Origin of the sequence: Spirosoma sp. 209, from assembly GCF_002006735.1 — a bacterium.
GTDB lineage: Bacteria > Bacteroidota > Bacteroidia > Cytophagales > Spirosomataceae > Spirosoma > Spirosoma sordidisoli.
The window spans coordinates 71,649-84,698 of sequence record NZ_MVEC01000025.1; the positions used below are offsets into that span (position 1 = coordinate 71,649).

Here is a 13,050-nt window from a genome sequence, read left to right on the forward strand (position 1 = left end):
CGCGTCAGCAAAACCATCCGGACCACGGTGGTCCCGCCAACCGCACATCAAGCCCACACTATAAACCTACACCAGCTTCAACGCATCGAACCGGCGACCCAGGATGGCTACATCGTCGGCACCGAGGTAGTGGCGGAGGAGCGTAGCGTAGATCTGCCGAAAATCGACCGTGTACTTCAGGTCGCCTTCGGTAAGGTCGCTGAGGTTGGGAGCCTCGTTCAGCACCCGCTGCGACGGTAAGCCACCGCCAATCAGAAACACGTTGCTGGCCGTACCGTGGTCGGTGCCGTTGCTGGCGTTCTGCTTCACGCGCCGGCCAAATTCCGAAAACGTCATCAGCATCACATCGTTTTGCCGACCGGCCGCTTTCAGGTCGGCCATGAACGCGCCAACGGCTTCGGCATATTGCTTCAGCAGTCGCTCCTGCTGCCCCGGCTGGTTGATGTGCGTATCGAACCCGCTGATCGAGACGTAGTAGACACTCGTAGCCACGCCCGACTGAATCAGCTGCGACACCGTCTTGAGTCGGTTCCCCAGCTCATGGGCTGGGTAGGTTGCCATCGTTGACCGTACCGTTGCCTTGTCGAACACGTACTCCGCCGACGATACCGTTTCGGCCAGGGTTTTGTAGAGGTAGCCTACCGTTTCGTGGTCGTGGTCGTGCTGCTGGCTCAGGTTCCGGACCAGGCCGCTACGGGTTTGGTTGTAGAGCTTTTTGGGATCCAGCACCGCCAGTCCGTTCAGCCGGTCGCCTTTCAGAGCCAGGCTCAGCGTATCGTCGACCTCCAGCGCGTTATAGGGTCGGGCCTTGTCGGTTTTATCCAGATAACGACCGAGCCAGCCCGTTTGCAAGTACTGGTCCGAGTCGCTGCCGGTTTGCCAGATGTCCATCGACCGGAAGTGCGACCGGTCGGGGTTGGGGTAGCCAACGTTGTTGATCACCGTAACAAGTCCCTCGTCATAGAGCGCTTTCAGCGGGGTCATGGCCGGGTGCAGGCCTATGTCATCGTTCAGCTTCAGCACGTTCTCGGGCCTGATCGCGATGGTCGGGCGTTCGCGGTAGTAGATATCGTTGCGGAAAGGGACCACCGTATTGAGCCCGTCGTTTCCGCCCGACAGTTGTACCACCACCAGAATTTTACCCGACGGCGCCATGGTCTGGCCCATCGCCTGGGCTTCGTACGCCTTCAGAAATTGCGGGATCAGCATCGTTCCCGCCGTCGTAAAAGCCGATTGTCTGATAAAATCGCGTCGGTTCATGTTAGTGTGTTATTGAGCGATTGAGTGAATGGCGATTGAGTAAATTAATCAGTCACTCAATCACCAATTCACTCAATCACTCAATATTTTACGTTAGTTGATATTCGGGCAGGCTCATGAGGGCGGTGGTGAGGGCACGGATGCGTTCGGAGCGGGTCTGGCCGGGCTGGTTCGGCTTCCCGATCAGGCTGCGTTGTTCGGCGCGGAGCGGCAGGGGCAGCAGTACGGCCGCCAGCGCGTCGGGCAGGTCAGCGTCGGGGGTTTTGGCAAACGACTCCTCGAAACCCGCCCAGTCGACCGTAGTGCGAAAGGTTTGGCCTCCTTTGCGGGCGAGGGCTTCGGTATTCACGTCGCCGTCTTCTTTCGGACGAACGGGTACGTCGGCGGCTTTCAGCACGTAGTTGGGCAGCTGCATCCGGAACAACAGGCTCGACGAATCGATCCAGTTTTTTCCGCCGGGCCAGCCCGCTACGTTGGGCGGATAAAACAACACCTGCCCCAGCGTGCGCTGAACGAAGAGTTGCGGCTGCGGCTGATCGAAGGTGATGTTTAGCGTGTGGCGCATCCCGGCCAGCAGCTCAACCGGCGATTTGATGTGCGTCCCTACGTTCTGGGGCTCGTAGAACCAGTCGGCGGTAAAGATATGCGTCATCAGATCGGCCATGTCGTAGCCGTTTTTCCGGAACCGGGCGGCCAGTTCGTCGACCCGTTTTTTGTCTTCGGTTTCGTTGACGAAGAAACGGTAAATTTTGGCGGTGATGTGGCGGGCCGTCTGCGGTTTGTCGAGCAGCATCCTGATCACGTCCTCGCCCCGGAACGCCCCCGTCTGGCCAAACAGCGTTTTTTCACCCTCGTCGTGTACCCGTTCGCGAAACACGAACTGCCCGTCGAGGGTAAACTGCCAGCCCGTAAAGGCGCGGGCCGCTTCTTTAATATCCTGCTCGGTATAATGGCCCCGGCCCAGGGTAAACAGCTCCATGACCTCACGGGCAAAGTTTTCGTTGGGTGCGTTTTTGCGGTTCTGCTGGTTGTTCAGAAACTGGAGCATGGCCGGTTCTTTCGATACCGCCATCAGCAGATCACTGAACGTACCGAGCGCGTGCTGGCGCAGGGTGTTGGCATACAGCTGCATGAACAGGGGGTTCTGGCCCATGGTCCGGCAGGCAAAATGGCCATGCCAGAACAGCGCCATTTTCTCGCGGAGGGCGTTTTCGCCGGAGGCCATCCGATCCAGCCATTGCAGGTTGAGGTCGCGCACTTTTTCGGCATTCATCCGAATACGTTCCTTCAGCGCATCGCGGTCGAGTTGCCCATCGCGCACCATGCCCCGCAGGCCCCGCTTCGTTACGGCCGTCTCGGGGTCGACTACCTTCAGTTCGGACAGGGTATCGGGCCGTCCCATCAGCCGACGCACTACCGCCGGGAGTGACTGTCGGCTGGCTTCGGCCAGTTCGGCGGGGGTAGCCCCAAACGCGGCCCGATCCAGCAGATGTTTCCGTTGCTGCTGTTTGGTAAGTTTATCCATACGGTTCAGCGAGTAGCTATGCTGATAGGACAAACCGGCCTGAGCAAGGTTTAGACGCTGTTCAGAATTTTCTTTTTGTCAGGGATGTAGGGGCGCCATCCGATAATCACCCCTACATCCCCTGAGAGCTCGTTTGGGGAACATACTTGCGGACGTTAGTCGGCTAGATGGGCTGCCTTTTACACCCCCCAGCCCCCTAAAGGGGGAGTTAACCCCGCCGTTTTTTCTCCCCCTTTAGGGGGCTGGGGGGTGTAAAATCGGGTCTCTTCACGGTTTTATCTTTTTAACAACTCTTCACTAAACATCCCTTGAAGGGGGCTTTTCGGATCCAGATCAGGTCCGATCAAGTCTTCTTTGCGGATTTGGGGGTCAGTACGAACCGGTAAACAGGTCTGTAAACGTAGGCTGTTTACAAAGCAACAGAGCAGAGAACGAGTTTCTATCTTCCTATTCCGTGGCCGGTTTGTCAACCAACGCATTACCGCTCTCCCTCCCAGGGCTTGGGCCGCCAGCAATAGACAAGGCTGTGAAGTTCAGTGATACTCTCAAGATCACTCCTAACCGAGTAAAGCCAACCGGCCCGGGTGAACCGATTGATGGCCCGCTGCAAACTGCGCTGAGACAGACCCACCAGCGAGCCCGTCCACTCGTCGCACACCACCACATACCGACCCATGATCTGCGTGTAAAACAGCGGGTGAGCCAGCGAAGCTGATTTTAGAAAACCATAATTTTCATATGTCGTATAAAGCCGGTAACACACCATAGTATCGCGCCTGACCCGGGGCACAATTACAAAAATCACCCCTTTCTGATGGAATCGCTTATCCCTGGGCTCGTTCATGCGCCGATTGATGTAGTCAGGAATGATGCGCAGCAGAAACGTATCCTGGATAGCCGCCTGCTGCAGTTGCAGCGAGTCAGCGCGCTGGGCGGTGGCCCGGTTGGCCAACAGCAGCCCCAGCAGGGCCACCGCCAGGCCCCACCTAAAAACAGACATGGCCAGGCTTATCTTCATAGTGGTTTGGAGTGGTTAGCCATCGATATCACCGTCGTGTCTTTTTGAAGACCATGCCGTTGATTGGCTTTGATGAAGCGCCTGATCACAGCCGTATGCGCTTTGTCTAGTTGCACCAGGAAGGTCGAATCCACGCGAGGTGGGGTATCCCGGATCAACGCATATTCGTCGTTTGATAGCGTTAAAAGCAGTAACAGGAAAGTAGTCATCGCACGGTTCGTTTAAGGGCAGGTGGTTTGCTCGTGCTGAGTTTCGTCCAGTAGCTGGAGTTAGACGTTGCAGAACCGCGTTAGTAGCTGGCAGGATCTGATCCAGTTACCACGAACCAGCTGACTGTTGATCAAGTAGCTCCGTAATGCGGTTGGTTTAGCGACAAACACGACGAGTCCGGAGAATGACCCTATGCGGCAGAAGTACGGTTCATAGGTTCCTCCTGTGCATTGATCCCCCAGACAAATGCTGCCAGATTACCCTCTTTTCAGCCCACCCACACAGGCAATGCGGCTTGTACAATCCTGTTTATACATTAGTTGAAGTTGGGTAGATAAACTTATCCTGATCCGCAACGATACAACCCGAAATCACGTATCGTTTTTATACCTTCGCTGGTTATCTGTCTCTGCTTGTTCTGGTTACTATGCATCAACGTTTACGGTCTCTGGCCTGGTGGTTTTTTACCGGCTTTGTGGGTATAGGTTTTGTGAACAGCGGGGTAGCCCAGCCCTTGCCTCAGTATAACGCCCGGCAGCAGGCGCAGCTTCAGTCGCTGAAGCAACTGGTTCAGTCAGCACGCACCGACAATTACAACCGGGCCGTTCAACTGGCCAACCGGCTGGGTCGACCACTTGTCCAGACCTCCCGACGGGGCGAGGTTATTGTTCTCGACGGTCTCGATGACACCGGTAATCTGCGCTACGTCGGTACCACCAGCGCTACCCGGGCCGGTAACTCGACCCGCACCTCATCCCTGTATACCGGCGGCTCACTCGGGCTCAACCTGTCGGGCAGCAGCGAATCGGTCCAGAACCGGCTGGGGATGTGGGAAGTACGCGGGCTACCCAGGGCCACGCACCTGGAAATGGGGGGGCGCATCAACCAGATCGATGTGGGACAGACTACCTCGCCCGATGAAATACTTCACTCCACCCACGTAGCTGGCATCATGATCGCGCAGGGTCGGAACCCCCTCACCCGGGGTATGGCCTATGGCGCCAATCTCCAATCGTACAACCAGAGCAACGATGCGGCCGAGATGACCGGCGCAGCCGCGAACCTGCTGGTTTCCAACCATTCGTACGGCACCATAACGGGCTGGCGGTTCAACGATAGCCGCACAACCACCACCAAATGGGAATGGTGGGGCGATACGGCCGTTAGCCAGACCGACGATTATAAGTTTGGGTTCTACGAAAGCTCGGTCCGCACCTGGGATCAGATCATGGCCAATGCGCCCTATTATCTGATTGTCAAATCAGCCGGTAACAACCACGGCAGCAACGGGCCGGGCGCCGGACAGCCCTACTACCTGGGCAACAGCAACACGATCAGTACCGTGGCCCGCGCCAGCCAGAACGGCTACGACAACATTCCGACCCAGGGTAACGCCAAAAATATACTGACCGTCGGGGCCGTCAGTAACCTGAGTGCGGGCTACAATCAGCCCGGCGACGTACAGATTGCCGACTTCAGCAGCTGGGGCCCCACCGACGACGGCCGCATCAAGCCCGATCTGGTGGGCGTGGGAGTCAGCGTCTTATCGACCAGCTCGGCCAGCGACAGTGCCTACACCACCCTCAGCGGCACGTCCATGTCGACCCCCAACGTATCGGGAACGCTGCTCCTGCTTCAGGAACTGTACGCCCAGCGCAACAACGGGCAGTTCATGCGGGCGTCGACGCTGAAGGGGCTGGCTATCCATACCGCCGACGAAGCCGGCCCGGCCCCCGGCCCCGACTACCGCCACGGCTGGGGCCTGCTCAACGCCGAACGCGCCGGCCGGGCCATCCTCAACACCGACCGGAATTACCTCGTCAGCGAACAGACCCTGACCCAGAGCCAGTCGTACACCCTGGCCGTAGTCGCTTCGGGCCGGGGTCCGCTCGTGGCAACCATTGCCTGGAACGACCCCGCCGGTACCACAACCTCGCCGGTTACGCTCAACGACCGCACCCCCAAACTCGTCAACGACCTCGACATCCGGATCAGCGACGGGCCGACCAGTACGCTACCCTGGATACTGGACCCCGCCAATCCGGCAGCCTCCGCAACCCGGGGCGACAACAGCCGCGACAACGTTGAACAGGTGCTGCTGGCCAGTCCGGAGCCGGGCAAGTCCTACACCATCACCGTGTCGCACAAACGCAGCCTGTCCGGCACCCGGCAGGATTACGCCCTGCTCGTGAGCGGCATTGGCGGCCAGGCCTACTGCGCATCGGGGCCCAGTTCGTCGGCCAACAGCAAGATCAGCCGGGTACAGCTCGGCACGATCGATCAGGCAGGCGGCAACGACTGTACGACCTACTCCGATTTTTCGCAGACCACTACGTCGGTACAGGCCGGTCAGCAACTGCCGCTCACCGTATCGCTGGGTACCTGCGGAGAAGCGCGCACCGTAATCCTCAAAGCCTTTGCCGACTGGAACCAGAACGGCACCTTTACCGACCCCGGCGAAACCATTGCCCAGTCCGGCACACTGACCAACACGGGCGTTTTCTCGACCACGGTCGGCATTCCGGCTACGGCGCAGAACGGCCAGTTCATCCGGCTCCGTATCGTGGCCGTCGAAACCGCCGATGCAGCCACCATCAGCGCCTGTGGCACGTACGGCAACGGCGAAACGCAGGATTACGGCCTGCGGGTGATACAGACCGTCAACGACATCGGCACCGTGGCGCTGCTATCGCCCCAGAGCGGCTTCTGCGGCCAAACCAACCGCGAAACCCTGGTAACGGTGCGCATCCGGAACTTCGGCTCGGCAACCCAGCGCGACATACCCGTCAGCGTCACGATTACCGATACCACGACGAACACACCCGTTGCTACCCTGACCAGTACGCTACCGCTTTTGTCGGCATTTCGGCAGGCCCAGCTCACCCTTACCCTGCCGGCTACGACCGTACTGACGCCGGGCCAGCCGTATCGGTTTACGGTATCGACGGGGCTTGATACCGACCTGAACCCCGCCAACAACATCCTCTCCGAAACCCGCGTAGCCGCTACCCAACCCCCTACCGGCCTGTTTGCGGTAGTACGCTGCGGCAGCGATACGGCCATTGCCCTCCGCAACACCGGCGGTGGCACTGCTTTCTGGTACGATGCCCCCACGGGTGGCAACCTGCTGGCGGCCGGTAACCGGGCCGACGTGAAGGCCCTGCCAGCAAGCGGCCAGTTCTACGCCAGCCTGAACGAGTTCTCGGGCAGTATTGGCCCGGTCGAAAAGCGCTCGTTCGGCGGGGGGACCTACGGCACCGGTTTCCAGCCTGCTCCGCTCGTGACTACGGCCGTACCGCTCCTGATCGAAAGTGCCCGGCTCTACATAGGATCGGCAGGACAGCTGACCTTCACCGTTCGGCGTTACGACGATACCCCCGTGTCGAGTGTGACGCTGGATGTAGTGCCGACCCGTGGCCAGAGCGTGACTACCCTCACCGGCGGCACCTACCCCGACGATGCCGCCGACCGGGGTGCCGTTTATCCGCTCAACCTGCGCCTTCCCGAAGCGGGTCAGTATAAGATCACGATCGACTATGCCGATGGGGCTTCTATCTTCCGGAGTAATCTAAGTGTATCGGGGTTTCCGTTCCAGCTCCGAACCCAGACCGGCCAGCCCGTCGTGACCATCAGGGGCTCGCTGTTCAACAACGGCACGACTACCGATACCCTGACAGCGGCCTGGTACTATTTCTACGACCTGAAGGTACGATCGCTCGACTGCCCCGCCCCGGCCCGGGTGGCGGTTACGCCAACGGCTGGCACCACCACCGCGGCCGCGATTACAGCCAGTGGCTCTACCAGCCTCTGCGAAGGAAGCAGCGTTACCCTCCAGGCCAATACGGGCAGCGGACTGGCTTACCAGTGGCTTCGTGACGGGCAAGCCCTGGGCGGAGCCACCAGCAGTACCCTAGCCGCGTCAGCAACGGGAAGTTATGCCGTTCGGGTTACCGGAACCTGCCTCCCGGTCCTTTCGGCTGCGGTGCCGGTAACGGTACGCCCGGCCGAAATTCCGACGATAGCAACCAGCGGGCTGACCCTGACTACCAATGCCGTCAGCAACATTCAGTGGCTGCTGGATGGCATTCCGATTGCGGGCGCTACGGCCCCGACCTATACCGCCGTTCGGGCGGGGCGCTACTCGATCCGGGGCGGGGTCAACGGCTGTGGCGAAGGTATCTCCGCCGAAGTCGTGCTGACCATCCTGGCCGAAGAACCCACCCTCGACGACCTGTCGATACAGGCTTATCCGAACCCGGTCACCCGTCAGCTAACCGTATCGGTATCGGCCGAGGGACTAACCGCCCCCCGTCTTCGGCTCACCGACGGCCGGGGTCTCACCGTTCGGTCGGCCCCGCTGCAACGGGACGGGAAAAATTTCAGGTCCGTTCTGGAGATGGGCGATTTACCCGGCGGTACGTTTTTTGTAGTAGTCGATAACGGGCCCGACGAGCGCGTTCGGGTGAAACGTATTAGTAAGCAATAAACCATTACCTCATCTGCGTACTTTATTCTGGCGGCAGGCAGCTGCCTGTATCAATCGATTAGTCCATCATCCGGTCGGGAGCCGGATCAGGAGTCTCTTTTTGCTCAGTTGTTTGCCGGTTCTGCAACCGTTCGTCAGCGCCCAGCCGCGTACGGCAACGCAGTCACCTGCCTGGCAAACCGACTTACTCCGGCAGTATACGGCCCGGCAGCAGCGGACCGCCCGGCTGGCGAAACAGCATGGCTGGCCCCTCATCAAACGGTATTCCGGTCAGCAGACCTTTCGCCTTCAGGACGTCGATGATACGGGGCAGCCCGTCTATTACCGGCTCCATAATGCCGAAGCCGCCGACGCTACCCATACCACGGCCTTATACGGTGGCAGCTCTCTGCCGGTCACGCTAGTGGGCAACTCAGCCCGCATGGCCGGGCGGCTCGGCTTGTGGGATGGCGGTCGCGTGCTGGCTACGCATCAGGAACTGGGCCCGGTTCGTATTCAGCAAAATAATAACTCGGCCCCACTCAGCGACCACGCCACCCACCTCGCCGGAACCCTCATCGGCAATGGAACAGATAGCCGGGCCAGGGGTATGGCCTACGGTGCTCAACTTACCGTCTGGGACTATACCAATGATCTGTCTGAGTTAACCTCGGCGGCTCCGAAACTATTATTGTCCAATCATGCCTACGGCCCCGTAACGGGTTGGGTCTATAACCCGTCGCGCCCCGGCACCGACCCCAATCTGAAGTGGGAATGGTGGGGCAACACCGCCATCAGCGCTACCGATGACTACCTCTTCGGTTTCTACACCGCCAAAGCCCGCGACCTCGACCGGCTCGCCTACAACAATCCGTTTCTGCTCATGGTCCGGTCGGCCGATAACAAACGGGTCGATACCGGCCCACCCGCCGGAACCCCGTATTTCCTGCGCGATTCCAACAACCAAAGTACCCTGCCCCGCCAACGCAACGACGCCTATGACGTAATTCCAGCCGAAGCCACGGCCAAGAATGTTCTGACGGTAGGCGCTGCCGACATAACCCAGGGGGTTCAGCAGGTAACCACAACCGACTTCAGCGGCTGGGGACCGACCGACGACGGCCGTATCAAACCCGACCTGATGGGTCTGGGCACCCGTATTTACTCGTCGATGAGTAGTAGCAACGCCAGTTACGGCACCTACAGCGGTACCAGTATGGCCTCGGCCAATGTAACAGGTTCGCTCTTTCTGCTTCAGGAACTCTACGCCCAGCAGCGGGCCACCAGCCCATCGGCACCGGGTCAGTTTATGCGGTCGGCTACCCTGCGCGGCCTCGCCCTGCATACCGCCACCCGGCCTAACCCGGCAACGGGCCCCAACTACCGTATGGGTTGGGGGCTGCTCAATACCGAGGCAGCCGCCCGGGTGCTGCTCAACAACGACCTGGCCCATCTGGTACTGGAGCAGTCACTGGCGCCGGGTCAGCTGTTTAGCCGCCGACTGGTGGCAGAGGGCAACGAACCGCTCATCGTTACCCTCTGCTGGACCGACCCCGAGGGGACGGCCAGCCCGGTAGCGCCGGTATCGGTCAACAACCCAACTCCCAAACTCGTCAACGACCTGGACCTGCGCCTGACCGATAGCCAATCGACCCTCTTTCCGTTCGTACTGGACCCCGCCAACCCGGCAGCCCCCGCCACCCGGGGCGATAACAGCCGCGACAACATTGAACAGATTTATATTGCAAACCCCATTCCGGGCCAGGCGTATACCTTACAGATAGCCCACAAAGCAAAACTGACTTACGGTAACCAGCCTTTCTCCATCATTGTAAGCGGCCTTCGCCGGGCCAGTTGCGGCCTTACCGTACAGATTAGCCCCAGACGAGATACTATCCTCTGCCCCGGCAACACCTTATCGTTACAGAGTTCGATCGAGTCGGATTTGTACCAGTACCAGTGGTTGCTAAACGGGGTCAGCATAGCCAGCGCCGAAACAGCCCGGTATACAACGACCCAGCCCGGCAGCTATGCGCTGCGTATTACCGACCAGACCGGTTGTGTGGCCACGTCAGCTCCCGTTAGCGTCAGTGTGCACACGGCAGACGTGCAGATCAGTCCAACCGGCGAACAATGGCTCTGCACCGACGGCAAACCGATTCAGCTACAGGCGAGCGGGCTGTCGACAGCAAATGCCCGCCTGACCTGGCTCCGCGATGGCGAGGTAATACCCACGGCAACCGGCCTGTCGCTCTCTGCATCCCAGCCAGGCCGTTACCAGCTACAGGTCAATATGTTGGGCTGTGACATCCGGTCCGAACCCACTACGATTCGGCAAACCACCGTCGACTCCATAGCGCTCACCCCCACCGAAACCCAGCTTTTTTTACCGCTCGGAGCCGCCGTCACCCTCCGTGCACCCGTCGATACCGGCTACCAATACCAGTGGTATCGGGACTCGACGGCGCTGCCCTATGCAACCCGGGCCCAATTATCGGTTTCGGAGTCGGGCACCTATGCCGTGCGGATTACGCAGAAAAGCTGCATAGGCTGGTCTTCGACCCGAACCGTACAGCTGATGGTGCTGACGGCCACCACTCCCACCACTGATCCGCGGCTTCGGTACTTCCCCAACCCGGCTCATACCGCCCTGTCGGTGCAGTATACGGATCCGGTAGCCCGGCAGGTAGACGTTCGGGTGTTCGATACCGGAGGCCGGCAGGTGTTACCTGCGCAGCGGCTCAACCGTACCGGCGGAAGCCACGCCGGAACAGTTCCCCTGACCGACCTGCCTCCCGGCCCTTATCTGCTGCAACTCCTCGATGAACGGGGTAGCCAGACCATCCGTTTTATCAGACAGTAGCCCGAACAGCATCGGCCCCGACCCGACAGAGCGTTTGCGCTGCCAGATCGGGGCCGACCTAAAAAAACGGGGCTGTTATTTACCCTTCGTACCTGAACCGGCTTCCTGAGCCATAGCCAGTTTAACGGCTTCGTACAGGTTGACGATACCGCCCGTTTTCGACAGGCTGGCGAAATCGACCGAGTCGCTCGTTTCGGGTTTGCGCACCTTCGTGCTATACGGCGTGGCCGACTGCATGATGATCCGCTTCAGATCGGCATAGGTCAGCTTAGGGAAATACGACTTCAGCACAGCAGCCACCCCCGCCACGACCGGCGAGGCCATGCTGGTACCGCTGTTGTTCTCGTACTTGCTGCCCGGCACGGTAGAGTAAATGTCTTTACCCGGCGCAAACACATCGACCGTTTGTTTACCGTAGTTCGAAAAGCTGGCTACCAGATCGTTCGTGTTTGGCTCGGCGCTGGCGCCTACCGTAATCACGTTCGGAATCTCTTTGCCATCCAGGAACCGGGGCGACGGATAGTTGGCCGCCGTGTCGATGTCTTTTCCGTCGTTACCGGCCGCGTGTACCAGCAGAACCCCTTTCGAGAGCGCATACCGCTCAGCTTCTTCAACCACCTCGCGCTGGGGCGAATAATCTTTCCCAAAGCTCATGTTGATGATCTGCGCGCCGTTGTCTACAGCATACCGAATGGCATTGGCTACATCTTTATCACGCTCGTCGCCATCGGGTACGGCCCGGACGCCCATAATCTGTACCGCATCCGCAATGCCCATGATACCGAGGGTGTTGGTCCGGTCGGCACCGATGATACCGGCAACGTGGGTACCGTGGTCAGCGCGCGGGCCCATGATGTCGGCGTTCCCGTAGTTCCGCTCCTTCAGGTCGTTGGGGTTGTCGCCCACAATAGCGCGGCTGTCGAAGTCGGGGTTGTAGTTGTACTCGGCGCGGGCTTTGAGCTGCTCGTTGGCTTTTTCCAGCTCGGCCGTTACTGCGTCGGCATCGGCCGCACCCTGCTGCCGCAATAACCGCAGAATACCGACCACCGGCCGTTTCAGCGCAGCGTTGGTGATCGTATCCGATACTTTACTGAGCGTAGTAGTGTCGAGTTTGGTAACGTTGAGCGCTTTTTTCAGGGTCGTAACGGCGGTAGAATACTGCTCGTAGAACTGGCTGATTCCCTGATACTGCGCCTTATACTGTGCCTGGTTTTTTTCTACTTCGGCCTTCGTTTTCACGTACAGATCGTATTCTTTCTGCTCGGCCGGCTTCAGCGAGGCCCGGCTTTTACCGTCGTATTTAGGCTTCAGCTGGGCATAGAGCCGGGTTACCTCGGCCGTTTCGTAGCTGACATTTCGGCCATCTTTCCCACCGATAAAGTTCCAGCCGTGGACATCGTCGACGTAGCCGTTTTTATCGTCATCTTTCCCGTTACCGGCAACTTCTTTAGGATTGACCCATAGCACCCGGCGCAGGTCTTCGTGGGTGGTGTCGATACCGCCGTCGATAACGGCTACCAGTACCGGCGTAGGTTTTCGATTTTTCAGGAGTTCGCGGTAAGCGCGCTCCACGCTGATACCGGCCGAATTATCGGTTTTATCGCGGAGATACCATTGGCTCTCCTGCGCCGATGCTGCCACTGAGAACAGACAAATCGACGCGCTAACAAGGAGTTTCTTCATGAATTGTAAACAAATATTCTTCACAA

6 protein-coding genes are annotated in these 13,050 nt (G+C 59.3%); 2 read left to right on the plus strand and 4 right to left on the minus strand.

What is annotated here, in order from left to right; translation table 11 throughout:
- Nucleotides 1-66: 66 nt before the first annotated feature.
- The 3 genes from B1C80_RS26805 to B1C80_RS26815 all read right to left on the minus strand — a co-directional run bounded on the left by B1C80_RS26805 (nucleotide 67) and on the right by B1C80_RS26815 (nucleotide 3,803).
- Nucleotides 67-1,260: a DUF1501 domain-containing protein gene (locus B1C80_RS26805; RefSeq protein WP_077924279.1), complete on the minus strand. Its 1,194-nt coding sequence runs from the start codon at nucleotides 1,258-1,260 to the stop codon at nucleotides 67-69.
- Between the two features lie 88 nt (nucleotides 1,261-1,348).
- A complete protein-coding gene (locus B1C80_RS26810; RefSeq protein WP_077924280.1) occupies nucleotides 1,349-2,785 on the minus strand; it encodes a DUF1800 family protein in 1,437 nt (478 codons plus the stop codon).
- A 478-nt stretch (nucleotides 2,786-3,263) separates the two neighbouring features.
- On the minus strand, nucleotides 3,264-3,803 hold the full coding sequence (locus B1C80_RS26815) for a hypothetical protein (protein ID WP_077924281.1): 540 nt from the start codon (nucleotides 3,801-3,803) through the stop codon (nucleotides 3,264-3,266).
- 637 nt (nucleotides 3,804-4,440) lie between these two features.
- On the opposite strand from B1C80_RS26815, the gene B1C80_RS26825 reads away from it, so the two are divergent.
- On the plus strand, nucleotides 4,441-8,499 hold the full coding sequence (locus tag B1C80_RS26825) for a S8 family serine peptidase (RefSeq protein WP_077924283.1): 4,059 nt from the start codon (nucleotides 4,441-4,443) through the stop codon (nucleotides 8,497-8,499).
- 112 nt (nucleotides 8,500-8,611) lie between these two features.
- Complete coding sequence (locus tag B1C80_RS26830; RefSeq protein WP_077924284.1) at nucleotides 8,612-11,341, plus strand: S8 family serine peptidase; 2,730 nt, start codon at nucleotides 8,612-8,614, stop codon at nucleotides 11,339-11,341.
- A gap of 75 nt (nucleotides 11,342-11,416) precedes the next feature.
- Here B1C80_RS26830 and B1C80_RS26835 read toward each other — a convergent pair whose 3' ends face one another.
- Complete coding sequence (locus B1C80_RS26835) at nucleotides 11,417-13,024, minus strand: S8 family peptidase (RefSeq protein ID WP_201723598.1); 1,608 nt, start codon at nucleotides 13,022-13,024, stop codon at nucleotides 11,417-11,419.
- Between the last annotated feature and the right edge of the window lie 26 nt (nucleotides 13,025-13,050).

What these genes read in the sequence shown, in the direction of transcription:
- B1C80_RS26805 (WP_077924279.1), bottom strand. Translation starts at nt 1,260, where the DNA reads ATGAACCGACGCGATTTTATCAGACAATCGGCTTTTACGACGGCGGGA.
- B1C80_RS26810 (WP_077924280.1), bottom strand. Translation starts at nt 2,785, where the DNA reads ATGGATAAACTTACCAAACAGCAGCAACGGAAACATCTGCTGGATCGG.
- B1C80_RS26815 (WP_077924281.1), bottom strand. Translation starts at nt 3,803, where the DNA reads ATGAAGATAAGCCTGGCCATGTCTGTTTTTAGGTGGGGCCTGGCGGTG.
- B1C80_RS26825 (WP_077924283.1), top strand. Translation starts at nt 4,441, where the DNA reads ATGCATCAACGTTTACGGTCTCTGGCCTGGTGGTTTTTTACCGGCTTT.
- B1C80_RS26835 (WP_201723598.1), bottom strand. Translation starts at nt 13,024, where the DNA reads ATGAAGAAACTCCTTGTTAGCGCGTCGATTTGTCTGTTCTCAGTGGCA.